This window comes from Scytonema sp. NUACC21 (assembly GCF_054684315.1).
Genome location: NZ_BAAFZH010000104.1, coordinates 248,705 through 274,540, shown reverse-complemented (window position 1 = coordinate 274,540; position 25,836 = coordinate 248,705). Strand labels below are relative to the sequence as shown.

The 25,836-nt window shown below is 41.7% G+C and carries 18 protein-coding genes and 3 pseudogenes; 9 read left to right on the top strand and 12 right to left on the bottom strand.

The window, feature by feature from the left end; translation table 11 throughout:
• Positions 1-127: 127 nt before the first annotated feature.
• The 4 genes from ACYRY3_RS36645 (at position 128) to ACYRY3_RS36630 (ending at position 5,118) form a co-directional block, all read left to right on the top strand.
• Positions 128-2,074, top strand: a complete 1,947-nt coding sequence (locus ACYRY3_RS36645; RefSeq protein WP_460206631.1) for an APC family permease — start codon at positions 128-130, stop codon at positions 2,072-2,074.
• A 448-nt stretch (positions 2,075-2,522) separates the two neighbouring features.
• A complete protein-coding gene (locus tag ACYRY3_RS36640; RefSeq protein WP_460206630.1) occupies positions 2,523-2,687 on the top strand; it encodes a hypothetical protein in 165 nt (54 codons plus the stop codon).
• 501 nt (positions 2,688-3,188) lie between these two features.
• Positions 3,189-3,863 (top strand): response regulator transcription factor, encoded by a 675-nt coding sequence (locus ACYRY3_RS36635; protein ID WP_460206629.1) that lies wholly within the window; start codon positions 3,189-3,191, stop codon positions 3,861-3,863.
• 16 nt (positions 3,864-3,879) lie between these two features.
• Positions 3,880-5,118, top strand: coding sequence for a sensor histidine kinase (locus ACYRY3_RS36630; protein ID WP_460206627.1), 1,239 nt, complete (start codon positions 3,880-3,882; stop codon positions 5,116-5,118).
• Here the strand turns inward: ACYRY3_RS36630 and ACYRY3_RS36625 are convergent.
• Both ACYRY3_RS36625 and ACYRY3_RS36620 read right to left on the bottom strand, forming a co-directional pair.
• The gene (locus ACYRY3_RS36625) at positions 5,105-6,049 is read right to left on the bottom strand and encodes a polysaccharide deacetylase family protein (RefSeq protein ID WP_460206626.1); all 945 of its coding nucleotides are present in this window, start codon (positions 6,047-6,049) and stop codon (positions 5,105-5,107) included. The genes ACYRY3_RS36630 and ACYRY3_RS36625 overlap by 14 nt on opposite strands.
• 240 nt (positions 6,050-6,289) lie before the next feature.
• Entirely contained in the window at positions 6,290-6,592 is a 303-nt protein-coding gene (locus ACYRY3_RS36620; protein ID WP_460206625.1) for a hypothetical protein, read from the bottom strand.
• Between the two features lie 209 nt (positions 6,593-6,801).
• Between ACYRY3_RS36620 and ACYRY3_RS36615 the strand changes: the two genes are divergently transcribed.
• Together ACYRY3_RS36615 and ACYRY3_RS36610 are read left to right on the top strand one after the other, a co-directional pair.
• On the top strand, positions 6,802-7,635 hold the full coding sequence (locus ACYRY3_RS36615) for a hypothetical protein (RefSeq protein ID WP_460206624.1): 834 nt from the start codon (positions 6,802-6,804) through the stop codon (positions 7,633-7,635).
• An 89-nt stretch (positions 7,636-7,724) separates the two neighbouring features.
• Positions 7,725-8,975 (top strand): HhoA/HhoB/HtrA family serine endopeptidase, encoded by a 1,251-nt coding sequence (locus ACYRY3_RS36610; RefSeq protein WP_460206623.1) that lies wholly within the window; start codon positions 7,725-7,727, stop codon positions 8,973-8,975.
• A 322-nt stretch (positions 8,976-9,297) separates the two neighbouring features.
• On the opposite strand, the gene ACYRY3_RS36605 is transcribed toward ACYRY3_RS36610, so the two are convergent.
• Together ACYRY3_RS36605 and ACYRY3_RS36600 are read right to left on the bottom strand one after the other, a co-directional pair.
• Entirely contained in the window at positions 9,298-9,921 is a 624-nt protein-coding gene (locus tag ACYRY3_RS36605; RefSeq protein WP_460206622.1) for an HPF/RaiA family ribosome-associated protein, read from the bottom strand.
• Between the two features lie 80 nt (positions 9,922-10,001).
• On the bottom strand, positions 10,002-10,670 hold the full coding sequence (locus ACYRY3_RS36600; protein ID WP_460206621.1) for a phosphoribosyltransferase: 669 nt from the start codon (positions 10,668-10,670) through the stop codon (positions 10,002-10,004).
• Positions 10,671-11,020: 350 nt separating this feature from the next.
• Here ACYRY3_RS36600 and ACYRY3_RS36595 point away from each other — a divergent pair, with 350 nt between their 5' ends.
• Positions 11,021-12,295 carry a flavin monoamine oxidase family protein gene (locus ACYRY3_RS36595; protein WP_460206620.1) on the top strand — a complete coding sequence of 425 codons (1,275 nt, stop codon included), beginning with the start codon at positions 11,021-11,023 and terminating at the stop codon, positions 12,293-12,295.
• Here the strand turns inward: ACYRY3_RS36595 and recR are convergent.
• The 4 genes and pseudogenes from recR to ACYRY3_RS36575 form a co-directional block, all read right to left on the bottom strand.
• Positions 12,292-12,849, bottom strand: a complete 558-nt coding sequence (recR, locus tag ACYRY3_RS36590; protein ID WP_460206619.1) for a recombination mediator RecR — start codon at positions 12,847-12,849, stop codon at positions 12,292-12,294. The two genes, ACYRY3_RS36595 and recR, sit on opposite strands and share 4 nt — an antisense overlap.
• Before the next feature lie 77 nt (positions 12,850-12,926).
• Complete coding sequence (locus ACYRY3_RS36585) at positions 12,927-14,219, bottom strand: GAF domain-containing sensor histidine kinase (RefSeq protein ID WP_460206656.1); 1,293 nt, start codon at positions 14,217-14,219, stop codon at positions 12,927-12,929.
• Positions 14,220-14,399: 180 nt separating this feature from the next.
• Positions 14,400-14,948, bottom strand: a pseudogene (locus ACYRY3_RS36580) (GAF domain-containing protein); the annotation flags it as partial.
• Between the two features lie 427 nt (positions 14,949-15,375).
• A pseudogene (locus ACYRY3_RS36575) lies at positions 15,376-15,534 on the bottom strand (photosystem II q(b) protein); the annotation flags it as partial.
• Between ACYRY3_RS36575 and ACYRY3_RS36570 the strand changes: the two are divergent.
• Positions 15,525-17,624 (top strand): annotated as a pseudogene (locus tag ACYRY3_RS36570) (glutamate synthase-related protein); the annotation flags it as partial. The pseudogenes ACYRY3_RS36575 and ACYRY3_RS36570 sit on opposite strands and share 10 nt — an antisense overlap.
• Positions 17,625-18,358: 734 nt before the next feature.
• The gene (locus ACYRY3_RS36565; RefSeq protein ID WP_460206618.1) at positions 18,359-20,995 is read left to right on the top strand and encodes a hypothetical protein; all 2,637 of its coding nucleotides are present in this window, start codon (positions 18,359-18,361) and stop codon (positions 20,993-20,995) included.
• A 247-nt stretch (positions 20,996-21,242) separates the two neighbouring features.
• Here ACYRY3_RS36565 and ACYRY3_RS36560 read toward each other — a convergent pair whose 3' ends face one another.
• The 4 genes from ACYRY3_RS36560 to ACYRY3_RS36545 form a co-directional block, all read right to left on the bottom strand.
• Positions 21,243-22,178 (bottom strand): polysaccharide deacetylase family protein, encoded by a 936-nt coding sequence (locus tag ACYRY3_RS36560; RefSeq protein WP_460206617.1) that lies wholly within the window; start codon positions 22,176-22,178, stop codon positions 21,243-21,245.
• Between the two features lie 905 nt (positions 22,179-23,083).
• Positions 23,084-24,292: a mannosyltransferase family protein gene (locus ACYRY3_RS36555; protein ID WP_460206655.1), complete on the bottom strand. Its 1,209-nt coding sequence runs from the start codon at positions 24,290-24,292 to the stop codon at positions 23,084-23,086.
• 138 nt (positions 24,293-24,430) lie between these two features.
• Positions 24,431-24,811, bottom strand: a complete 381-nt coding sequence (locus ACYRY3_RS36550; RefSeq protein ID WP_460206616.1) for an EamA family transporter — start codon at positions 24,809-24,811, stop codon at positions 24,431-24,433.
• 6 nt (positions 24,812-24,817) lie between these two features.
• Complete coding sequence (locus tag ACYRY3_RS36545; protein ID WP_460206615.1) at positions 24,818-25,810, bottom strand: glycosyltransferase family 2 protein; 993 nt, start codon at positions 25,808-25,810, stop codon at positions 24,818-24,820.
• Between the last annotated feature and the right edge of the window lie 26 nt (positions 25,811-25,836).

The window sequence follows — 25,836 nt, the reverse complement described above, 5'->3', positions numbered from 1 at the left end:
TTGTAGAGATGCTCTTATCTTACACCCCCACAATTGGGTGTATTTTATTCATTCAAGAATGGCTATAATGACTCATGACTAGCCTTACGCTTTTAACTTTTTGCTTAATAGAAGCAGCAAGGGTTTGATGGGTAAAACAATCATTCCAACACAACGCCTCCGCAGGCAGTTCATCCATTGGCTGCTCGAAGAAGACCGACAAGAGAAAGAAGGACCGTACCACAGGGAAAAACCACACCGAAGTCATCCTTGGTGGCAAGTTATGTGCCTGACAGGTGTAGATTATTTCTCTACCCTTGGCTATCAACCTGGTATTGCAGCATTGGCTGCTGGTGCTCTCTCTCCTCTTGCCACTCTCATTCTAGTCCTGCTAACATTGTTCGGAGCATTGCCAATCTACCGACGCGTTGCTGCCCAAAGCCCTCATGGGGAAGGCTCGATCGCAATGCTCGAACACTTGCTCGCCTGGTGGCAGGGTAAGTTACTCGTGCTTTGTCTACTTGGTTTTGTAGCAACAGACTTTATTATCACCATTACCCTCTCAGCAGCTGATGCCACGGCTCATATTATTGAAAATCCCCTTATGCCTGGTTGGGTTCACCATCAGGGGATCGGTATTACCCTGGTATTAGTGGCATTATTAAGTGCCGTTTTCCTGAGAGGTTTCCGCGAAGCCATCGGTCTTGCAGTCTTTTTGGTGGGATTGTATCTACTGTTAAATTTTGTTGTCATTAGCGTCGGTTTCTACCAAATTCTGCATCATCCATCTGCGATCGCTAACTGGCAAACTACACTTTTTGCAACCCATAGCAATCCTATAAAGATGCTTGGCGTAGCCATCTTGCTATTCCCGGAGTTAGCGTTGGGGCTGTCGGGCTTTGAGACGGGCGTTGCCGTTATGCCCCTTGTACGCGGTAGCAGCAGTGACACTTCTGAACAACCCAGAGGGCGCATTCGCAATACCCATAAGCTGCTTACCGCTGCTGCTGTTATCATGAGCTTCTTTTTAATTACTAGCAGCTTGGTCACGACTCTACTGATTCCTGCAGCAGAATTTAAAGTCGGAGGCAAAGCAAGTGGACGTGCCCTTGCCTACCTGGCACATATGTATCTTGGCAATGGCTTTGGAACAATTTACGATATCAGTACCATTAGCATTTTATGGTTTGCGGGTGCATCTGCAATGGCAGGTCTCCTTAATATCGTACCTCGGTATTTACCGAGATACGGCATGGCACCTAATTGGGCATTAGCATCGCGACCTTTAGTGTTAGTTTATACGGCTATTGCCTTTGCTGTGACAATTATATTTAGAGCTAATGTAGAAGCCCAAAGCGGAGCCTATGCCACGGGTGTGCTTGTGTTGATAAGCACAGCTGCATTTGCAGTCACTCTATCAGCCTACCATCGAAGCGCAAAGCGAAAAGCATTCGCCTTTGCAATTATCACGCTGATGTTTATATATACCACTATTGTTAATATTATTGAGAGACCCGAAGGGATTAGAATAGCTGCATTTTTCATCGGTACTATCATTCTCACCTCACTGGTTTCACGGGTGTGGCGTTCGACCGAACTACGAGTGGAGCAGATTGAACTTGACGAAGTTGCCCACCGATTTATTGCCGAACAGCGCGAGGGTACAATACGACTGATTGCTAATCGATTGAATCAAGGTGATGCCCAAGAGTATATTTTAAAAGAGAAAGAGGTGCGCGAGGACAACCATATTCCTCCTACCGATGCAGTTCTCTTTCTAGAGGTTTTGGTATCCGATGCTTCGGAATTTGCAAACACCATTAGAGTCAAAGGGGTAGAGGTTGAGGGCTATCGCATCCTGCGTGCTGAGAGTGCGGCTGTACCTAACGGTATTGCTGCCATACTTCTCTATCTTCGCGATCGCACGGGTAAGATACCCCATGCTTATTTCGGCTGGGCAGAAGGCAACCCCATAAAATACTTGCTGCGTTTTATCTTGTTTGGTGAGGGCGATATTCCCGTTGTCACCCGAGAAGTACTTCGCAAAGCCGAGAAGAATCCTGAAATGCGTCCTGCCATCCATGTAGGAGGATGAACTACTTGTTTTGACATCCTCCCCGCCCACACATAGTTAGGGATTCCTTAAATCACTTATTGGGTTTCCTCTTTCCAGGGCTTGGCTGACACTCTCGCAGTTGCCTCACTCATCTCTTGCACCACTGCTTTATTGAGAGAATCATAGGCTAAAAAGCTCATGAATTCATAGGGTGGACACTGCCCAGCTTCCCTTTATTGAGAAGGTGCTTTATTCATAGAATTTAACCTATGTGTATTACTATTTATGTGAAAAAATTAAATAGTTTAAGCAAAAGAAATAGTTTGTTATAAAATTTACAACTAGCTTAAGTCATCATACTTATGGATCGTAGGCAGAATATTAAATCTTGGATATTTACACTACCTTTTGCAGGTTAAAACTACCGATTTAATTCAATTAGTGATATATTTATAATCGGCTTGTTGTAACTAAATATTGACACTTTATGTCATCAACAAGCAAAGATTTGATTTTTGGTTTTCTCGCTATCGTTGCATTAGTAGGGTTATTGGGATTGTCCATGATAGACCAGTTCGCTAAGGAGACTTTTCTTAAGGTAGCCGAATGGTCGCTTGCAGCTTACCTGGGATATCTCATTCCAAATAAATAACCCCTATCGTTTTACATAGGGGTCACTCGATTATTAAGTCATATTGTCCTTATCATACCCCTATATTTTCAATTTGAATCACTCCCCAACTGGTAAGGGAGTGTTTCTTATTAAGCTGTACTGCGGCATAGCCCTGGCTATAAAAATCGGTAATGTTAGAGCGCAAAGGTAGTAAGCGCAACCATATGGTAGACAACGTATAAAACACAGTGTAAAACTTGACCAACCAAACTGAAGAGAGCAATAATTTTTCAAAAAAACCTATAAGATAATGTGTGAGGGTAGTGGAACGGTGGCAACACTAAAGACTGGCCTCAAATACTCAACCATTGCCGGAAAAAGTCCATGCAGTATCACTAATTGATTTGGCTAGGTCTCTGTTCCTCACTGTATTACGTACTTTTGAGATAGTAGTTTTCGACTGACACTCTAGCTTCCTAGTTGAAGTAAGTATAAACTGATTATTTATGTGTAATCTCTTTCTTCAAGTAGGAATCCTATATGAGAATTTTAATAGTAGAAGATGACGATCGCATTGCCAAACCCGTTGCAGAAGATTTAAAGCATCAATACTACGTTGTAGATGTAGCCCGTGATGGAATTGAGGGATGGGAATATACGCAATCTGCTCAATACGACCTAATTTTATTGGATTTGATGTTACCTAAACTAGATGGAATTAGTTTGTGTAAGCGTTTACGTGCTGAGAAATGCAATGCTCTCATCTTAATGATGACAGCACGAGATACAACTGCAGATAAAGTTATTGGGCTAGATGCCGGGGCTGATGATTATTTAGTTAAGCCCTTTGAATTAGAAGAATTAGCAGCTCGAATTAGAGCTTTATTTCGGAGAATTCCAGAGACTCGTCAACCAATACTTGTTCACGGTCATTTACAACTCGATCCCAGTAGTTGCCATGTCACATATCAAGGTAACCTAGTATCACTAACACCTAAAGAATATATGATATTAGAATGTTTTATGAGAAATTCCTCTCAAGTTCTAACTCGTTCAGTTCTTTTAAACAAATTGTGGGATTTTGACAAATCTTCCGGAGAAGATACAGTAAAAACTCATATAAAAAATTTGCGAAAAAAACTTAAAGATGCAGGAGGTTCAGAAAAATTAATTGAAACTATATATGGAATTGGTTACCGTTTAAGCAATGACTAGTAATTACCAAATACCTATGTTTCGGAAAATAAGGTATCGTTTATTATTATCTTATTTAGTTGTTTTGACATTAATATTGGGAGTTTTTGCTTTAGCAGTACGTATTTTTTTTATTCACAGTTTGACTCAGGAATTAACAGATAAACTCATTGATTTAGGAGAAGGATCTGCTGCTAATGCTAGATTTGAAAATGGTAATGTGAGAATAGAAAATTCATTTTCTATTCTCAATATTACTGCTCGGCACCAAGCCTTACAGTGGTTTGATACACAAGGAAATTTAATTGCTCAGCAGGGAAGTGATGTTCTTAATTTACCTCTTTCCCGCGATCGCACTATACAAATTCAAAAACAAAAAAATCCCATTCAAGCGGTGACTTTGCCGATTATTGGCAGTGATGATAGAAAGTTAATAGGGTATGTAAGAGCAAGTCAGTCCCTAAATGACTTTAATGCAACTTTAAATAAATTAGATTGGGGATTAAGCGGAGGAATTCTAATTGCAATTCTTTTAAGTGGCGTAGGTGGAATTTTGTTAACTCGTCAAGCAATGCAACCAATTGAAGACAGTTTTCAACGACTAAAACAATTTACTGTTGATGCTTCCCATGAACTCCGCAGTCCTTTAATGGCAATCAACACTAATGCTAAAGTAGCACTTAAGTACCCAGAAGGTATGCGAGAAGCAGATGTAGAAAAATTCCAAGCCATTGTTAGTGCTACTCAACAAATGTCTCGTCTCACAGAAGATTTATTATTTTTAGCACGTACTGACAAAATACCCAACCAAAAATGGGATACGGTCGATCTAGCTGAAATTTTAGAGAACTTAGTACTGCAATACAAACCTCAAGCAGAGGCTAAACAAATTGATTTACAATATGAAATAGGTAAAGACTTGTACTCCATAGGTGATGCCACACAACTAACGCGACTTTTTACTAATTTAGTTCAAAATGCACTGTACTATACACCTTATGGTGGCAAAATTGAAATTAAAGCTAGCCGTATAAGTTTTCATCTATTGGTGAAAATACAGGATACAGGTGTGGGAATTGCACCTGAGAACCTTGAAAAGATTTTTGAGCGGTTTTGGCGAGCAGATTTATCCCGTTCATATCATTCTGGGGGTGCGGGATTGGGATTACCTATTGCTCAAGCTATTGTCCAAAGTCATGGAGGCTCAATCGCTGTTACCAGTCAGTTGGGTGTTGGTAGCTGTTTTACAGTTCGTCTTCCAACTAGCGCAGCCTAAAAGCTTGCAAGTTCTGTTCCTTGCTTTGTATTTGCAGAAGTTCTAAAATAGTGACAAATTTATAACCTTTCTGCTTTAATTGACTAATAATTTGTGGTAAAGCAGCTACAGTTCTTGTGCGATTTCCACCACCATCGTGCATGAGTATAATACCACCGGGTTTTGACTGTTTTAGCACTCTATTGACCAAAGTTTTTACAGAAGGACGGGTGTAATCCTGGGAGTCATCAGACCACATAATAATAGTGTAATTTTGCTTTTTAGCGTAAGCCGCAGGACCATTCTTGAGTATTCCGCCCGGTGGACGAAACAATGTTGTTCTAGTACCAGTAATTTGATAAATTAAATTGCTGGTATTCTCTATTTCGGCTGCTGCTGTTTGATTATTGAGAGAACGATACCAATGATGCCAAGTATGATTTCCGATAGCATGATCTTCAGCTACAATCCGTGCTGCTAGTTTTGGATATTGCTTAATATTTTCTCCTATCATAAAAAAAGTTGCCTTGATATCATTCTGGTGAAGGATATTGAGTATCTCGTCAGTAGAATGTGACCAAGGACCATCATCAAAGGTCAGAGCGATGTATTTCTCATCCTTTGGAAGTTTTGCCCGATAAATAATAGAACCAGCAAATTGCGGTGCTACTGTAAGTGTAACATTTTTGGCTTTTATCTGTGAATTTAAATTTGTTACTTGTGTTGAATTAAACCTATTATTAAAAGATTTTTGTGATAATTGATAGTGTTTCGTATTCAGTTGCAATGCTAGTTTACTAAGAGTATTAATAGTATCATCATACTTATCATTTAACATTAGATATTGAAATAGACCAACAACTATAGTAAATAATGTTAATGATATGAAGTGCCATGAAACAAAGATTTTTTTTGCTTTCATTTTAATTACAATAAAAAAGTTGGGTTTCATCACTCCGTTTCCGCTATAAAATTACCGACTTTTGTAGGGGGCTATGCCATACAGCAGGCAACGTGAGGCATAGCCCTACCTACGTTTTTAGGTAATATTTTTGCCGGAAGAGAGCAATAGAAGAAACCCAACCAGAACAAGATGTGGTATGAGAGGTTCTATTGTTAGATAGTAACTTCTCTAGCAAGAGGAAGAAAACGCGGTCATGAAATCAAGTTATTGTTTCTTATAAAACTAAGTTTATTTCTTAGGATGAGTTGGTGTTGTTACATTAGTAGATGATACTCCTTTAACAGGTACTTGGTTGGCGGCGGGCTTGTGAGATTGTAGATTACTTGAAGATTTCTTAGTATTTTGTTGAGGTTGCTTTGTATTCAACGGATGTTGTGTAGTATTGTGGGTAGTCTTTACCGCTGTACTAGATTGAGTCTTTTTTTGATTTGAGATTTGAGATGATACAGCAAAGGTAGCCTGGGACATTACACCAAAACTCAAAAAACTCATTAAACCTAGAGTAAGAATAGTTCTGGATGCACTTGTCATAGTTTTCAAAACTTCTCCTTTATCTAGTTTTGTTTTCTTGATTGTTTAATCTATTGGGTAAAAGTGAAGAACTTGGAAAGATTTATTGGTATATGTCAAGTTTTTTTAGAGTAATGGCTTTGGTTAAAATTCGCCACTCTACACTCAATCTTCCCAAGTTCTTGACAAATTTTGTGTAATGTGGAGTTTTTCCCTAAAGATTTATAACTATGAGTAATTCAATCAAAACTCTTCTCACAGCCTCATTGTTTGTTGGTTTGGGCATAACTGAGTTATTAAAAACAACAGATATCAGCAAATCTCCACAACCTGTTGCCATTATGCCCCAGCATGACAATAGTTTTTTAAATACTCAAAACATAGTCAGCACTCGCCATCTCAATGACGTGCCAGACAAGCCATATCTAGTAAGGGATGTCAACTCTATGGTCAACAGCCGCCCTCTTCCTGTTTCCTTAACCAAGGTAGGTCAATACAGTAAAACGATTTATAACACAGCTAAGGCAAATGATTGGAAAAATGCTACAAAGAATTTATCTTTGTTGGAATGTGCAGTAAAGGATTTGAACACTGAAGTCAAAGGCGAAAAAATACTAATTTCAAGGTTAAATTCCAAAATTGCAATCCTTAAAGCTACTGTGAGTGCTAAAAATGGCTTAGCTGCAATGCATAATGCCAATCAAGTCATGCTAATAGCTGCTAACATGGCTGTGCAGTTTCAGCAAAAAGTACCCGTTGAGGTAACACTACTTCATTACTACGGACATGAGTTGGAAATTTGGGCACCCACAGGAAATAGAGCTTGGCTGCACAAAACAGCTGATAATATGCGTTCTACTTGGTATAGAATTCGTCCATCTGTTTTGGTTCATAGTGGAACTTCTCAAACGCAGAAGTTTGATACCTTGATTGAGCGTGTTGAGATGGCTTCGTCAGCTCAAGAATACAGTCATCTAGCTACATTTTTGCTTGATGAAATGGACAAGATTGAAGGTGTCTATAAAGACCAAGATAAAATCGATTCTGTTTCCAAATCTCCATAAATCTTTCCAAGTTCTTTACAATTGCTTCTTACTCTTGAAGATGCAGATTTATAGGACAGAGCTAGCCAGAATCGAGAGAATTTCAGGTTATGAAAACTTCAAAGCAGAATTTTCAAGAGAACTTTCAGCCAAACTTCCATTCATCAACTGATAAAAGTGTGAAACGATATAAGTTCAAACAACCAACAATTTATTTGGGTTTAGGATTGGTTCTTGCAGGAACAGGAATCGCAGTTTCAGGTATGCACTTACTGCAACCACCCCAAGCTGTGCTAGCTTTGACTCAAGCTCCTGCTGACTTAGCAGCAGCTCGTAGTTCTAACTTTATTACAGCAGTTGTCGAGCGCGTCGGACCTGCAGTAGTGCGGATTGATTCCACTCATACGGTAACGCATCCGACATCTGAAATTTTTGATGACCCATTTTTCCAACAATTTTTCGGCTCTGAATCGCCTGCACCCCCATCTAAAGAAGTTGTCCGAGGAGTTGGATCTGGTTTTATTATTAATTCTAATGGTGAAATATTGACCAACGCTCATGTGGTCAATGGAGCAGATACGGTAACAGTTACCCTTAAGGATGGGCGCACTTTCAAAGGTCAAGTTATGGGTACCGATGCGGTGACAGATGTTGCAGTTGTCAAAATTAAAGCCGATCGCTTACCAACAATATCTTTGGGTAATTCTGACCAACTCAAACCGGGGGAATGGGCGATCGCTATCGGTAACCCCTTAGGTTTGGATAATACAGTTACTGAAGGTATTATTAGCGGAACAGGTCGTTCTAGTTCTCAAGTGGGAGTACCTACCGAACGAGTTAACTTTATTCAGACTGATGCGGCTATTAATCCCGGTAACTCTGGCGGACCATTGCTAAATGCTCAGGGTCAAGTCATTGGTATGAATACTGCTATTATTCAAAATGCTCAAGGTTTGGGCTTTGCAATTCCAATCAATACAGCTAGTAATGTTGCCAAGCAATTAATTGCTAAGGGTAAAGTTGAACATGCTTATTTGGGAGTTCAAATGGTGACTCTAACACCAGAACTCAAGCAACAAATTAATAACAATCCCAATGCTCCCATTAGTGTTTATGAATCTCAAGGTGTATTGGTAGTCAAGGTTGTACCTGAATCACCTGCTGCAAAAGGGGGAATTCGTGCGGGGGATGTGATTGTCAAGGTTAACAACGAGCCTATGAATCAAGCTGACAAACTACAACAAACGGTAGAAAATACATCTGTTGGTAGCAATCTACAATTAGAAATTCGGCGGAACGAACAAACTCTCAATTTGACTATCAAACCAGGGGCGTTACCTGTTAGTGATAATCAAGGTTAGAGTTTTTCACTCATCTACATTAATTCAGCAGAAAGTTGTTTAATAGAGACAAACTTATCCATATAAACCCAAATTAAGCCTGTACTGAGTGTCAAAAATTTAAATGATAGAGAAAGTAGACGAGGTCATGTACTTTGTCAAGCATCATGGTAAAAATTGAATTCAGCACACAACTCTTACCTAGTTGAATTTGATGTCTAACAGCGAATGTGCGGCATAGATTTACCTACAAAAATTACAACGGTGGGCACTGCCCACCCTACAAAAATCGGTAATTTTAGAGCGAAAAAGGAGTAGCAATCACAAATTAACTACTTCCAGCCTAATATCCTAATGGTGGTTCAATTAGGGCTCGATCGGATTTACCAGCATTTGCACCAGGCTTGTCTACAATTTGTACTGTAGAAGCTTGGGGTCCTTCTTCACCCATAACCATAGAGAAACGGACACCCGTACCAATTTCTATACGGTCAAAGTCATCATGAATAACGCTGTTGCGGTGGAAGTAAATTTCTTGACCGTCTAAGGCTCTTATAAAGCCATAGCCACCATCACGAAATAGTTTGGTTACAATTGCTGTTGTTTCGTCTGCGTCATTGTGAGTTTGGGATTTATCACTCTCTTGCTGGCGCTCGTTAAGTTTTTTCAACTGAGTCACAGCCGCCTTAAATGCATCCCGAATCACTGCTTCTACGGGTGCATACTGGTTTTCATCTGTAGGATTGCTTTCTGCCACTAGTTCATGACCTGGTGGTACAGTCATATCAATCCGCACTCTGTAAGGAGAACCATTGCGCGGGCGATCGTGAATTTTTTCAATGGCAATATGACAGCTACTAATGTGATTGCAAACTTGCTCTAGCTTGGCAACTTTTTCGTTGACTAAGTTCTCTAGGGCAACTGTTTTATCTACGTCGCGATAGGTAATCTCTGGTGGTACTTTCATAGTTTAGTTAGTAGTTATTAGTTATGAGTCATTGGTCATAAGTCCTAAATCATTACTTTTGACTTTTGACTTTTGACTTTTTAAGACGCGCCTACTGTGACTTTGTCTTGTCTATTTGCAGCCTTCTCTAGTAGGTCGTAAACTTCTTCATCTGTGGTTTGTGGAAAATTTTCGTACCACAAACCAACGCTGTAGAAGGGATTTGGAGTGACTCCACAGATAATTTCATCGACTTTGGATTTAAATTCGTCGCAGTTTTCAGGTGCAGCAACAGGCACAGCAATAATTGTTTTGGCAGGCTCATATTTTTGCAACGCCATTACAGCTGCACGCATAGTGGCACCTGTCGCTAGACCATCATCTACCAAAATCACAATACGTTGATGCAGTACTAGATAAGGACGATCGCCGCGATAAAGACGTTCCCGTCGCTCTAATTCCTGCTTTTCTAACGCCGCTACCTGGTTTATATCTGCCTCGGAGATACAAAACGATTGCACAATATCTTCATTTAGTACCTGTACGCCTCCTGAAGCGATCGCTCCCATTGCAAGCTCTCTTTGCTCTGGTACGCCAAGTTTGCGTACTACAAAAACATCCAAGGGAGCATTTAGGGCTTTGGCGATTTCAAAAGCGACAGGTACACCACCACGTGGAAGCCCTAACACCAAGGTATCCGGACGGTTAGCATATGCAGCCAACTCCTGAGCCAAAAATTGACCAGCCGCTATTCTGTCTTTAAATCGCATGGTGCCACGCTCCTTTGTGCTGTCAAAATAAAAGAGTTTTACTGGGATGGGCGCTTCGGTTGGTTGTCTCTGCCCGATCGACTAGTCGTGTTGCATCTTTCCTCCTGATAGGTCTTAAACTACCACTTGCTATCGTAGTAAGTGTCACCCGTCTCTGAATTTTGCGCTTTTCACTCTCATAAAACGATCATAGAGAGCTAAAAATTCCCTTTCCTCTGACTAATGGCGGGTTGTACCTTTTTTATCGATATGCTGAACGAAGGAATTCACCCGTAGGAGTGGTATCATTATATAGTCAGCAATTCTCCATCGCGTCTTGTCAAAAAAGCGTCACAGGTTTCAAGTAAACAATGCCATATCAAACTATTGTCGTTGGCGCAGGACTAGCGGGGCTCAGTGCAGCTTACGAGTTGGTACGCGCAGGTAGGGACGTCCAAGTGTTTGAGGCACAAGAGCGTCTGGGGGGTCGCGTCCACACCGTGCAACTTGGCGCGGGACAGTATGGTGATTTAGGTGCTGAGTTCGTTGACGATAACCATACTGCTTTCATGACCTATGCACAAGAGTTCGGTCTTCAACTTGATTTTGCCTGCCGATTACCCGATGACCTGTATTGGTATATTGATAGAACACTCAAAAACCGGGAGTTGCTGAGTGTAGAACAACAGGATGCCTTGGGCGAATTGTACGCAAAGCTCCAAACCCTGGTGGACAATCAAGAAGATCCACAACAAAACCTCAATCAGTGGTTGGAAGCAAGCCGAATACCGCCCTTTGCCGCCTGGATTGCCCGTTTGTTGTCGCGATCGCTTTATACAGTTGAGCCAGAGTTGATGGGCGCGGGCTTCTTCGCCTACTATAGTGCAGCTAGCAGCAATGGATACAATATGCGCGTCCGTGGTGGGAGTTCGCGTCTAGTTGATGCTCTAGCTAACTATTTAGGAGAACGAGTTCACACCAGTACTCCCGTGCGCCGTATTGAGCAAGAAGATAGCTTCGTTAGCGTTAATATTGAGACATCCTACGGTTTAGTTAAGGTTACGGCTCACAATATAATTGTAGCAATTCCGTGGAGCGTGTTGCGCCATATTCCCATAATTGCCCCTCTGACTGACTCACAGCGAGAGGCAATTGCTCATTTGCCTTATGGTAGTTTGGTGAAGACGCTACTGCAATACCCACATCGTTTTTGGTCGAGACCTAATTTTGGGCTAGTGTTAATTGAGGGTAAGTACCAGGTGATTTGGGAGCCCAGCTATGCACAGACAGGAACAGAAAAAATTCTTTCCTGTTTCAGTGGGGGTAGTCCAAGTATAGAACTATCTGAGGATGCAGTTGAGCATGCAGTAGGAACAGTGCGTGCTATGTATCCTGATGCACCTGAGATTATAACTTCTCGTTCCTATGATTGGAGTGCTGATGAATGGGCACAAGGAGCCTACTGCTACTTTGGACCGGGGGATTTGCATCGCTTTAACCCACATCTGACGCAGCCTGCCGGTCGGATCTTCTTTGCGGGCGAGCATACTGCGCCTGTGGAGTATCGCGGTTATATGGAGGGAGCAATTCGCAGCGGTCAGTTTGCGGCACAACAGGTTCTAAAATCAGCGACCAATGACAACTAATCTAACTCACGTCGTCCTTCCAATGCCCTTGCCAAAGTGACTTCGTCGGCGTACTCTAAATCTCCACCTACAGGTAAACCGAAGGCAATCCGCGTGACCTTTGTAAATGGTCTCAGGAGTTGACCGACATACAATGTCGTTGTCTCACCTTCGACACTTGGACTTATTGCCAGAATGACTTCATGAGGTTTTTGCTGACTCACCCGTCGTACCAAAGCTTGGATAGTCAGCTGTTCTGGCCCAATGCCATCGATTGGGGAAATGACTCCACCCAAAACATGGTACTTTCCTTTGTATTCACGTGTTTTTTCTAAGGCAATCACATCGCGAGGGTCTGCTACCACACAGACAGTGGTGTTATCCCGGTTTGGATTGCGACAGATTTCACAAACAGGTTCAGCAGATAGGTGAAAGCAAACAGAACACAAACCCACCTGTTTTTTTGCTTCCATGAGGGCTTGTGCCAAAGCCTCTACTTCTGTTTCTGGTCTTTTGATAATGTGCAATGCCAACCGTTGGGCAGTCTTTGGACCCACTCCGGGCAAGCGTTGCAACTGCTCAATTAATCTTGCTAGGGGGCGTGCGTAAACCGTAGTTTTATCTCCAATTTTTTACTATCACTATGATGACATTAAAATCTAACGATCGCTGCTTCAATAGGAATTTGGATCTCAAACTCACTTCCCTCACCCGGTACAGATTTTACGTGGATCGCACCTCCGTGTTTCTCCACTATAATTTGATGGGCGATCGCTAATCCCAACCCTGTCCCTTTTTTTACACCTTTAGTAGTAAATAAGTGGTCAAAAATATGCTGTTTGACTTGTTCGGTCATGCCAATACCATTATCTTGAATGTAGATGGCGACATGTTTGAGATCTTTGGTTAAGCGGGTCTGAATAGTAATCCGGTTGGGATTGGCTTTGATATCTGCAAAACTACGTCCTTGATTGAATTCTTCTAAAGCATCTACGGCATTAGCTAAGATATTCATAAACACCTGATTCAATTGTCCGGGGAAACATTCAATTAGGGGAATATCACCGTAGTTTTTGACAACTTCAATGGCTGGATGTTGTTCATTTGCTTTCAGACGGTGTTTGAGAATTAAGATTGTGCTGTCGAGCCCTTCATGAAGGTTAAAATACTGAGGATAGTCGCTATCTGCACGAGAAAATGTTCTCAAACTGGTACTAATATTTTTGATGCGATTTATTCCTTCTCTCATTGACTCAATTAACTTAGGTAAGTCTTCCCGCACATACTTTAAGTCCATCGCTTCAATTTCATTTTGGATAACTGTACTGGGATTGGGATATTCTTCCTGATACAAATCGAGTAAAGCAAACACATCTTTGATATAGTCGAGGGCAGGTTGAATATTGCCTGCTAAGAAACCGGCTGGATTATTAATTTCGTGGGCAACACCTGCAACTAAATTCCCCAAAGCAGACATTTTTTCACTCTGCACCAGTTGAAGTTGAACTTTTTGCAGGTCTTTGAAAGCTTGCTCTAATTCTTCTGCTTGCTGTCTGAGTCTAACTTCTACCTGATGCCGTTCGATGGCAATCCTTGACAGGTAGGTTGCTTTTGCCAACAATTCGCGATCGTGCTTGTTTGGTTTGTAGGGAAAGGGATGATACATAGCAAAGGTTGCTAGCACCCGTCCGTCTGCAGCCAAAATTGGTGTAGACCAACACGCTTTCAAACCGTATTTCAATGCCATTTGGAAGTTTGCCCAAAGCGGATCGTTCGCAATGTCTTCCACCATGACGGAGGCTTTGTAATAGCAGGCTGTTCCACAGGAACCAACCATTGGGCCAATCTCAATACCGTCAATCTGTGCATTGTATTCCTTTGGCAAACTAGGTGCTGCACCGTGACGAAGCCGATTGTCTTCCATCAAAAGAAAAGAACAGTACACCTTCTTTTTTGAGTGGGATTCAATCAGCAGGGCTAACTTCTCTAGGACGGTTGGTAGAGGAGTTGCCTGAGCAATGGCTTCTAGGATTTGATGCTCTCCATCTGACAAGCTGAGGGCTTCTTCCAACTGTTGAGCATAGTCTTGAGATGCTCGATAAAGGCGGGCATTTTCTAGAGAAATTGCGGCTTGGTCGCATAAAAGGTTCAGCATTTCAACGCGATCGCTTGTAAATGCCCCAGTCACTAAATTATTTTCTAAGTATAAAATACCAAGGAGTTTACCTTGATTCACAATGGGTATACAAAGAACACTTTTTGGTAGATACTTAAGTACGTAATTATCTGCTGCCCAAGTCGTTTCTTTTGTAATGTCATCGATCGCGATAGGTTGCAGTGTTTGTTTGACTGCACCAACAATCTGTATGGGGATCTCAGTACTGTTATGAAAGGAAGATGAAGCGAGGCAAATAGGTTTTTCTACTGGTATTTCATCAATGGTAGAGACTGCAGCAACTACCCAATCAGTTTCTTCTGGTAAGGTCAGTGCAATCTTCTGTGCTCCGGAAGTTTGCAACAGAACTTGAATTAAATTAAAAATTAGCTTGTTAAAATGAATTTCTCTTGAGATCGACTGAGAAGCTTTTAAGATGGTAGCGAGGTCGAGGGTATTAGAAACATTGCGATCGCTGGAAATAAACGGCTTCGTTGATGAATGAACGGTTGGGAGCATTTTGACTTCTACTTCCCGTTCGTAAAGTGGTTCGGGGACAATGAATTGTTCTGAAACTTCAAGTTCTCCAAAGGGACAAGTCTTAATTTTTCCATTGTCTTCTAACTGATTAAGAATTTTGATAATGACTGATTTCCCATCACTCTCACGCACTGCACGATAAATAACCGTTGTGGAACCAGAGTATATTTTTTCAACCAGTTGATACCCAGGAATTCCAATGATTGAATCGACGGTGGTTTCCATATCGGTAAGCTTCATCCTATAGATTGCCTTTCAGTTAGTGTGCCCATAAGTGGGTTAGAAACTAAAGGATGAGCCAATTTATACCATAGAATTCAAAACACGCAGTTCAAAACAAAAAGCGTCCCCCATTGGAGGACGCTTCCATTTTAAGGAGACGCGATATATCGCGTCCTTACATTAATTAACCGTTGATTGCAGGAGCGCTCATTGCAACGGGAGTAGCCTCGCCAGAAGCCAAGTCGAGAGGGAAGTTGTGAGCGTTGCGCTCGTGCATCACTTCCATACCCAAGTTAGCGCGGTTGAGGATGTCCGCCCAGGTGCCAATTACGCGACCTTGAGAAATACGACCACTACGAAGTTTACAAGAAATACTTGCAAGACAGAAAGCTGACGGCGTTGCGTGACTTGCTCGACTTTGAAAGCGATCGCGCCCCTATTCCCCTTGAGGAAGTAGAGCCAGTGAGCGAAATTGTCAAGCGTTTCTGTACTGGTGGAATGTCCCTAGGCGCACTGTCACGGGAAGCACACGAAACTCTAGCAATTGCCATGAACCGACTTGGCGGTAAATCCAACTCTGGAGAAGGTGGCGAAGACCCAGTACGTTACAAAGTTTTAGATGATGTTGACCCATCTGGACACTCACCAACCCTAGACCATTTGAAAGGATTGCGGAACGGCGATAGAGCTTCTAGTGCCATCAAGCAAGTTGCCTCGGGACGCTTTGGGGTGACGCCAGAGTATTTGATGAGCGCCAAACAAATTGAAATTAAAATTGCCCAAGGTGCTAAGCCCGGTGAAGGCGGACAACTTCCAGGGAAAAAGGTCAGCCCCTACATTGCAATGTTGCGGCGTTCCAAACCAGGCGTTACCCTGATATCACCACCACCGCACCATGATATCTATTCAATTGAGGACTTGGTACAGCTCATTTTTGACCTGCACCAAATTAACCCGACAGCTCAAGTTTCAGTAAAGTTGGTCGCAGAAGTTGGGATCGGTACGATCGCTGCGGGTGTGGCAAAAGCAAACGCTGATATCATTCAGGTTTCCGGTCACGATGGCGGTACGGGGGCATCACCCCTGAGTTCGATTAAACACGCAGGTTCACCTTGGGAACTCGGTTTAACGGAAGTCCATCGCGTGTTAATGGAAAATAGCCTGCGCGATCGCGTCATTTTGCGTGTGGATGGCGGTATCAAGACAGGTTGGGATGTGCTGATGGGCGCATTAATGGGTGCGGAAGAATTTGGTTTTGGTTCCATCGCCATGATTGCTGAAGGCTGTATCATGGCAAGAATCTGCCACACCAATAACTGCCCTGTAGGTGTCGCTTCCCAAAAAGAAGAACTGCGGAAACGCTTCCCCGGTACGCCAGAACACGTTGTCAATTTCTTCTACTTTGTCGCAGAAGAAGTTCGCAGTTTGCTAGCGAGACTCGGTTACCGTTCCTTGTTAGACATTGTTGGACGTGCCGATTTGTTGAAGGTGCGTGATGGTGTGGAGATTGCTAAAACACAATCTTTGAACCTGAATTGCTTGCTTCAGTTACCGGATTCAAAAGAAAATCGCAGTTGGCTGGTGCATGAAGAAGTCCACAGCAACGGTGTGGTTTTGGATGACCAATTGCTAGCCGATCCAGATATTATTTCAGCCATTCAAAACCAGTCTACTGTTAGTAAAACAATGGCGATCGCGAACACCGATAGGACAGTTGGTGCGCGGTTAGCGGGTGCGATCGCTTCCCAGTACGGTGATAGTGGTTTTGAAGGACAAATCAACCTCAACTTCAAAGGCAGTGTTGGGCAAAGCTTTGGTGCTTTCAATCTTCCCGGTATGATTTTGACATTGGAGGGAGAAGCTAACGACTACGTTGGCAAAGGAATGAATGGTGGTGAAATCATCATCAAACCCCCAGCAGAAGCCACCTATAACCCAGCACAAAATGTGATTGTTGGCAATACCTGTCTCTACGGTGCAACCGGCGGATTTCTGTTTGCCAACGGTTTGGCCGGAGAACGCTTTGCCGTGCGTAACTCCAAAGGGACAGCCGTGATTGAAGGAGCAGGCGACCACTGCTGCGAGTACATGACTGGTGGTACCATCGTCGTCCTTGGAAAAGTAGGACGCAACGTCGCAGCCGGTATGACGGGCGGGCTTGCCTACTTCTTAGATGAAGATGGTATGTTCCCCGAGTTAGTCAACCGGGAAATTGTTAAACTTCAGCGAGTGATTACTCCGGCAGGAGAGAAGCAACTCCAAGAGTTAATCAAAGCTCATGCCGAACGTACCGGTTCGCGCAAAGCAAAAACAATTCTGGAAAATTGGCAAGAGTTCCTACCCAGATTTTGGCAGTTAGTTCCACCTTCTGAGGCAGACAGCCCCGAGGCAAACCCTCAAGCTGAAACAGAAAAACAATTGAGTTCAGTTTAGTAGGGTGGGCAGTGCCCACCACAACTAAGAACCCGGTTTTGTGGAAAAACCGGGTTTTTTTTCACCAACGAACACCAATGATTTTTGACACTCGCTACTAGCAGCACTCATAACACCAACGACAAATTTTTGTAGGTAGGGCTAAAGCCCACCAACAGTTAACTAATATCAGATGTAAAGAGGTCTAAATCTGACTTTGCCCTTGCAATTGTTGCCTTTCCGCCAAAAGAAGAAACTAGTAATTACCAGCAACATGAAAACGCATATTGGCAAATTACTAAGACATACAAAGATTTAGGTGCTGATGTTGTTGACGAGAATGAAATAGAGCCTTGGGTTTTTTCTCAACTTGAACGTATAACTCTTTAGGGATAGAGAGAAGTAGATTATTGTGAAGTAAATATTAATGCCCAATCCTAGCTACACGAATTAGGACGGGATTAGGCAATGCCCACTCTACAAAAATATACTGAGATTGTTGTAACAATTTTACTATTTAAGATTTATTGCTAACTAATAGACAACGGTGGGCTTTAGCCCTACCTACAAAAATCGGTAATTTTAGCGGGGAAAGGGAGTATTCGTCAGGACAAATAGGGGAAAATGGCTTCCCTATACTATTGCCCTAATTTTTCCAATTTTAACTTTCCTTTAATAAATAAAAACTATATTGCATTATTAAATTTACCTATAATTATACTTAATTAAAATCAGAAAAATCAATAATTATTACAATGGTAGAAGCAACTGCTAACTTAAGTAAACGTAAAGTAGCGGTCGTTGCCGTGCATGGTGTTTCAGACCAGCAACCCTACGATTCTGCTCGTGCGATCGCCTGTCTTCTTCTAGCTCTCAATCAAAATAAGGGCAACAAAACTCAATATACTCCCTTTTACGAAAAATTGGTAAATATTGCTGTTAGCCCAGTTAAGATTGACGGTAGTACCAAACAGAAATTGACATCAGAAAAGAAGTTTTTTCTAGACGAGAGAGGACCCTTTATTCAAAAAGGTCTGAAGTTAGCTTCAAAAGAAACGAAGGACTTGGAAGGCTATGCTCTTGACGAGTTAGACGACTACAGTCATGGATTTATATCCGATCAACTGCGCGAATATGAGGTAAGAAATCAAGACGCAGTTTATGAGACTGTGAGATTGGAAAGCACCTGCTTCGGACAAGGACATCAAACTGATGTGCATGTCTATGAAATGTACTGGGCAGATTTATCTCGATTGGGTACTGGTTTTCTCCGCATCTTTGGAGAATTTTATCAACTTTTATTTCACTTAGGTAGTCTTGGACGCCACAATATAGACTTTGCACGCCTTGAATATCAAAGAACCCATAATCTCGAAAATGTGCCTTGGTGGCATCGAGATCGTCTTAACTGGTTTATGTGGCAAACCTATAGCTGGCTGTTTGTATGGGCACAGCGAATGCTTGCCCTGTTTATTCCAATTCTTAATTTGTATCTACTACTGGCTGTACTAATTTCTATTCCAGGAAATATTCCCATTCAATATCAACCATTCATTGTTGCTATCAGTATTGTTGTTTCCATAGCAGTGTTCATCGGATGGTTTCTGTGGCAAAAACCTGAAGAGAACTCAGAAAACACATCTGCTATCAATTGGCGAAGTTGGGCAAGAACAACACCTATCTTAACCATAGTAACGTTATTGGCAGTTATCTTATATGGTTGGCTAAAAGGACCTTTTCACCTACTGCCACAATCAATATCCTATCGTTTTCTCGCATTTGAATGGAGTGTCTTACTAGCCATACCCATAGCCTACCTTATCAATCGATATGGGTGTCGTTCTCCGGGTGCAGTTAAAATTGCACTGATTTTGGGTATACCCCTTGCAGTTCTAACAACTATCTTCTTGATTATTGCTCCAGATTCTCACGAAGGAATTACTCAGGCAAGTTTTAGAGTTGTAGAGCTAATATTTATTGGTCTAGTATTAAGCTGGTTTGTCTTCAATTCCTTTTATTTCCTTTTAATTTTACTTGGGCAATTAGTTGTCAGAGGAATTCAACAGAAGGAGCAAAAAGAACAAGAACAACAAAAACAACAAGAACAACAAGAACAACAAGAACGGGCTCAACGGGCAATCTGGTTCAGCCGCCTTTCTCTTGGAATTCCCTCTGCCCTGTTTTTTATTGTCACGACTTCTTTTTGGACAGTCCTCGATCGAGTCAGTTCTTCCTTATTACCGCAGACGAACTTCTACACGCCAATCATCCCCTGGTTAAATCCCAAACAAGTTCCCATTTCAGGTCATGATTTTCTCGATAAACTAATTGTTTTCAGTGCTTCACCATTCTTTATACTCGTACTTTTTTTAATCTTAGGAGTAGTACTAGTAGCAGTTTGGTCACTTCTCCCGCTTGTTTGGACTGAAGTTCAACCCCCTAAATCAAATGATAAAGTACTATCTCGGAAGCTTGGTCAGTGGTTAACAAATGGCTTCAAGCTGATGTCTTGGTCAATAGACTTGCTAATCGTGTTAGCAATGGGATTTGTGTTTCCTGCAGGTTGTGTTTGTGCAATCCTGTACCCAGAAGTAAATTCTGAACTAACCAAAGCAATCTTAGAAATCTTAGGTACATTTTTGGCTGCTTCTGCAACGAGTTTAATCGCTTTAAGGGGTCGATTGGACAAGCTAGCACTCGGATTCCGGAGTTTGCTTGATGTCCTACTTGATGTTGATAGTTATCTGCGCCAGCGCCCATTTGATGACAATCCTAGCGCCCGTATATATTCTCGCTACGTCTCTCTACTACGCTATCTTTGTAAGTGGTCAGACCCGCAGGATGGAAAAGGATATGACTCCATAGTATTTGTTGCTCACAGTCAAGGAACTATTATCACTGCGGATCTCTTACGGTTCTTAAAGCGCAAGCCCGAGTCCGACCCGGAACTTAGTCCCTTGTTTTCTGCTACTCCCACTATCCCCATGTACTTTTTCACTATGGGCTGTCCTTTACGCCAGCTTTACAGTGTAGCATTTCCTCACCTTTACGAGTGGGCACGCCACAATGATATGACTCAATGGGAGTGGGAAAACCCCCTTCATATTGACGAGAATCAAAAACCAAACCCGAAAGATTTAGGAGTCAAGCTTTGGGTCAACGCTTTTTACAGTGGCGACTACATTGGGCGCTACCTGTGGCGTTCCGATCTGTGTTCGTATCAATGGTCTAGAAAATGCGTTGACCCTACTTATGTCTCAGAAGATGAATCTGGTATGAGGCGCGAGTTTTGCTTGGGTGCTGGTGCTCATACTCGTTATTGGGAACCTACAGAAAACGAAGTTGCTGAACAAATAGATAGCCTCATTGGCAAAGCAAGTAATGTTTCTTGAATATCTGTCATTTGTCATTTGTTATTTGTCCTTGGTCATTAGTTCTTTGCTAAGGGATTTCCAAAAAATAAATTTTCCTAGAATGTGGTACGGGTGTCCCCGCCCGTCCCGTACAAGTGGCGCTCTAGAAGCCCGCACTACACGAATATTTGAAGATTTTTTTATTTGGAAGTCCCTAATGACAAATGACAAATGACCAAGGACAACCTTCACCAGTTAACTTTATTTGTACCAATTAACTTAATAGCTATTTCTTACCAATTTTTTGGCTCTTTGCCTTTTTAGCAGATGCCAACTTGATGCCATTATCTTCCATTTCTAGAAGTTCTGGAACAGTCACAAAACGATAGCCCTGCTTTTTAAAGTTACTAATAATCTCTGGTAAAGCTTGTATTGTTTTGGTACGATTCCCACCACCATCATGCATGAGGACAATTCCACCGGGTTTGGAATCTCTCATAACATTCTTTACCAGCCTTGGTACAGCAGGACGGCTGTAATCTACGGAGTCAGCAGACCACATAACCACAGTATATTTTTGATTTTGGGCGTAACTCACTAAGCCGTTGTGCAACATCCCGCCTGGTGGTCTAAACAAAGTTGTTTTTACACCTGTCGTTTGATAAATCAAGTCTGATGTACGCTCGATTTCAAACGCTGCTGCCTGAGGATTAAAATAGTGGTACCAGTGATGCCATGTGTGATTGCCAATAACGTGACCGTCTGCTACGATTTGCCTGCCTAGTTCTGGGTGTGCTTTGAGCATTTGTCCAACGACAAAAAATGTACCCTTTATATTATTTTTCTTAAGAATATCTAGTATCTGTACTGTTCCTTCGGGCCAAGGACCATCATCAAAAGTCAATGCAATAACTTTCTCACCTGCGATCGTGTTTGCGCTTTCAATAGTGACACCTTGAAAGCGTGGTGGTACGAGGTAGGAAAGCCCCTTTGTTTTCGCCTCTTGTTGCCAAGTTGTCAGCATTGCTGCCTTGAATTTCTCAACGCGTTGCTGTGTTCCCGTACTGGCAGCTATTTCTCTTAAATTTACAGGTTGTCCAATTTCAGCTTTAGAAGCATTTGGGTTGATAGGTATCATCAACCCAAGGCTAAAACTACCACATAAGGCAACTAATGCAATCAATATCCCTTGCGACCAAACATATGATTTATTGCCTTCCACTTCAAGCACTCCTTCACTGGTGGAATTATCAGTTACTGCTCTGACGATAGGTTACAGCACAATTTTTTAGAGATTTCGATGACACAAAATATTTGGTCATCTTGAAAACTCAGATACAGACTTAACAACAAATATAGATATTAAGCTGATAAATTTTCTAGGTTTTAGTAGAACCTAAATTATTTGGATTTGCAGTCAAGTGCTACTACTAAATATAGTAGTTTTCATTGCCATGAATACACATACAAGGTTTAGGGGCACTCTTCAATTGTGCCCTTACAGATGTACTTCATTGAATTGCAAATCACTATAAGTAAAGATACAAGCGAACGTATATATAGACCATATTTTATCTCATAGTACTAAGTGTTTTCTTTATTAATAGTCCAGTATATTCTACTGCTAGATATTGTTACCTTCCAGAAAAAAAAGTTAATTATTTAACAACCTTATTTTTCTGTGGATGGATCGGTAGACGCAAATTGATTTAGTATAGTTTCTTGTTGCTATAAAAAACCAACGGGTTAATACAAATGCTATTAACCTCTGCTCAAAAAAGGTGAGAGAGTTTATTTGACTGTACTTTTTACCTATAGAATCTCTATAGTAAGTATAGAGTACAGATAGTCTGAGGTAAAACTTGCGATCGCAAGTTTATTACAGCTGTTACTTCATTGATATTCTAATTAAATATATATGTTTCCAGTATAAATACTGAAAATCATATAATTTTTATAAATTAGCTTTTCTCAGTATATTTATTGTGCTGCCATCTAAGCATTTCATCATCGATAAATAGTGTAAGCTTCTATACTAATAATTAAATCTTATTTAAAAACCGGATATTGTATTTAAAAATTCTATGAATATAAGATAAAGTGTGCTTTATATTGCATTATTAATTTTTATGCTACCCACTGGTCTTGAGCAAAGCGTATCGAAAAGCTGGCAAGTGGAATGGAGAATAAGCATATGGTAGTGTATCCCCAACGGGGATGGTGACTCAGCAGTATGCCAAGTGCTACTGATACTGCTACAATGCCGTAAGCCAAACGATTTAAGGAAATTGTACCTCCAGAGGCTAACAATAAAGCGATCGCACACAAACCATACACAACAGTGATGCTGCTAAGTTGAGCACGCAGAAGCCATAGTAGATAAGCCCCTCCAAAAACCATGACAACATTGGTTAACGGATCGCCTGCTAGCAACCAAAGTACTAGCCCAAGGAAAGCAAAACCGTACCTGACCTTGTTAGGGTTGAATTGTTTGCCCAAACGCCATAAGAAATAACCAATAATAATAATTATCAGAAATACTAACGGATGCAACGGGTCTTTGATATAACCGGACTTCCAATTTATTGGTCCGATAACAATTTGCATGAGCATTTTCAACCAACTCATCCAATCGATCCCCATTGTGGGACGCCATGCTTTCTGTGCGTGGAAAAATGCCAATGCATCACCATATTTTATTTGACAATACAAGCTAAACAGAACTAAACCACCACCAGTTGCTAAGCTAGCAATCAAAGCTTTCATACCTCTGCGTTCCAGCACAGCCACCAGCACAAATGCGAGTAACAGTGCTACACCTGTAGGACGTGTGGCGGTGGCTAAAGCACCCCAAAAAGCCGTCTTACCATATTGTTGTTTATCAAAAGCCCTTAAAGCAGCTGTACTTAAGAAAAGATACAACCCCTCAGTATAAATGACCGTGCCAAATAAAGACAGGGGACACCATGCCAAAACCGCTGTTGTCCACCTAGCTGCACTCACCCCATGCTGCTCGTTTATCCAACCGTACAGTACGATAAGGGCTGCTAAAAATGCCAAATTATTTACCAATGTTCCTGCTATTTGAAACGTGCAACCAAAGGTCATCAATGCACGAGCCGTTAAGGGAAATAATGGGAAAAATGCAACTGAATGCAGTTGTTTATTATCGGAGTATTGGTAACCAATGCTTGCTATCTGCTCATACCAACCACTATCCCAAGCATGGAAAACATCCCAACCAAATTGAGCAGCAATGCCATTTGGTGGCGCAGGCAGCAATGGAGCAATAAACAACATGGCGATCGTAATTATCAGCCGACTCGATAGCCACATTGTTAATGGAAAAAAAATTTTTGGAGCTTGACGATAGCTCTGAAGAATGGCTGCTGCTATCTTTGTGGCGACCTTATTATAGGAACTTATCATAAGCAAAGATAACTTGATAAAGACTGCAACAAGCTTATCAAATTATCAAAAATTTTCTGATTTTTTCCACACAACTAATATGACTCCAGCCACAATCAAAGCTAAGCCTACAACACGGGCTAAAGGAATAGATTCTTGAAAAAAGAAGTAACCCAAGCTTACAGAAAAAACATAAACAAGAGATGCAGCAGGACCCGCAACACTCAGGCTAACTCTAGTTAAAAGGAGGATGTAGGCGATTGCGCCCAAACCATAGAACATCAAACCTAGCAAAAGTTCTGGGGTTGTGAAGATGCCCAGAATCTGATGAAAAGCACTGGCTATGTTAAATTTACCTAACTTTAATGCTCCGATTTTCAAAAAAAACTGTCCGGTAACACTAGCTAGAACTGATACCAGTAGTAGAATAACCTCTCGCGGCGTCACAGTATCCTACCTGAAAGCAGAGGAATGGTTTGAAGTTGATTGTGATTGCTTGGCTCCTTGTGGAGAAACGCCTCCTGTTTCTTTTAGCGTATAAATAGGACGCCCCTTAACTTCTTCATAGATACGACCAATGTATTCGCCGAGAATACCAATGCAAAATAATTGGACAGACCCCAGGAAAAAAAGAGCAATGGTAATGAGTGTGAAGCCCATTAATGGAGTTGTTGGATCGAATAAGCGCCAATAGAGCACAAGCACTATCATCACAATAGCAACCCCTGCTGACAATAATCCTAGATATGTTGCCAGTCGCAGGGGAACTCTTGATAAGGAAATAATTCCGTTAACTGCTAATGCCCAAGATTTACCAAAGGTATACTTGACTTTTCCCGCATAGCGGGGTTCTCTTTCAAAGTAGACTGCTGTTTGCTGGAAACCTACCCAAGCCCTTAAACCACGAATATAACGATTGCGTTCGGGCATGGCGTTAAGTATGTCTACAACTTGCCTATCCATCAAACAAAAATCCCCCGTGTCGGCTGGTATGTCTACATCAGATAACCGTCGGAGAATCCGATAGAAAGCATAGGCAGTGAAACGCTTTAGCCAACTTTCTTTTTTCCGAGATATACGTTGAGCATAAACGACTTGGTAGCCTTGCCGCCATTTCTCAATCATTGATAAAATGAGCTCCGGCGGGTCTTGTAAATCGGCATCCATGACGATAACAACTTTGCCCCGAACAAAGTTTAGACCTGCTGTAACTGCGATTTGATGACCAAAATTTCGGGCTAAGCTTAGGTACCTTATCCGGCTATCTTGCAGGTGAAGATCGCGTATGAGCAACAGCGAGCGATCGCGACTCCCATCATCTACTAAAATCACCTCTGTCTCACCGTCCAGTTGCTTCATAGCATGACAGAGACGGCGGTACATTTCAGGTATATTTTCTTCCTCGTTATAAATCGGTATAATTATGGAGTAGATTGACTTAATCACCGTTATAGCCGTTCTCCTAAAAGTAG

Bases quoted from the DNA above. Each gene is read 5' to 3' on its own strand.
- ACYRY3_RS36645 (WP_460206631.1), top strand. From the start codon at position 128: ATGGGTAAAACAATCATTCCAACACAACGCCTCCGCAGGCAGTTCATC.
- ACYRY3_RS36640 (WP_460206630.1), top strand. From the start codon at position 2,523: ATGTCATCAACAAGCAAAGATTTGATTTTTGGTTTTCTCGCTATCGTT.
- ACYRY3_RS36635 (WP_460206629.1), top strand. From the start codon at position 3,189: ATGAGAATTTTAATAGTAGAAGATGACGATCGCATTGCCAAACCCGTT.
- ACYRY3_RS36630 (WP_460206627.1), top strand. From the start codon at position 3,880: ATGTTTCGGAAAATAAGGTATCGTTTATTATTATCTTATTTAGTTGTT.
- ACYRY3_RS36625 (WP_460206626.1), bottom strand. From the start codon at position 6,049: ATGAAACCCAACTTTTTTATTGTAATTAAAATGAAAGCAAAAAAAATC.
- ACYRY3_RS36620 (WP_460206625.1), bottom strand. From the start codon at position 6,592: ATGACAAGTGCATCCAGAACTATTCTTACTCTAGGTTTAATGAGTTTT.
- ACYRY3_RS36615 (WP_460206624.1), top strand. From the start codon at position 6,802: ATGAGTAATTCAATCAAAACTCTTCTCACAGCCTCATTGTTTGTTGGT.
- ACYRY3_RS36610 (WP_460206623.1), top strand. From the start codon at position 7,725: ATGAAAACTTCAAAGCAGAATTTTCAAGAGAACTTTCAGCCAAACTTC.
- ACYRY3_RS36605 (WP_460206622.1), bottom strand. From the start codon at position 9,921: ATGAAAGTACCACCAGAGATTACCTATCGCGACGTAGATAAAACAGTT.
- ACYRY3_RS36600 (WP_460206621.1), bottom strand. From the start codon at position 10,670: ATGCGATTTAAAGACAGAATAGCGGCTGGTCAATTTTTGGCTCAGGAG.
- ACYRY3_RS36595 (WP_460206620.1), top strand. From the start codon at position 11,021: ATGCCATATCAAACTATTGTCGTTGGCGCAGGACTAGCGGGGCTCAGT.
- ACYRY3_RS36565 (WP_460206618.1), top strand. From the start codon at position 18,359: ATGGTAGAAGCAACTGCTAACTTAAGTAAACGTAAAGTAGCGGTCGTT.
- ACYRY3_RS36555 (WP_460206655.1), bottom strand. From the start codon at position 24,292: ATGTGGCTATCGAGTCGGCTGATAATTACGATCGCCATGTTGTTTATT.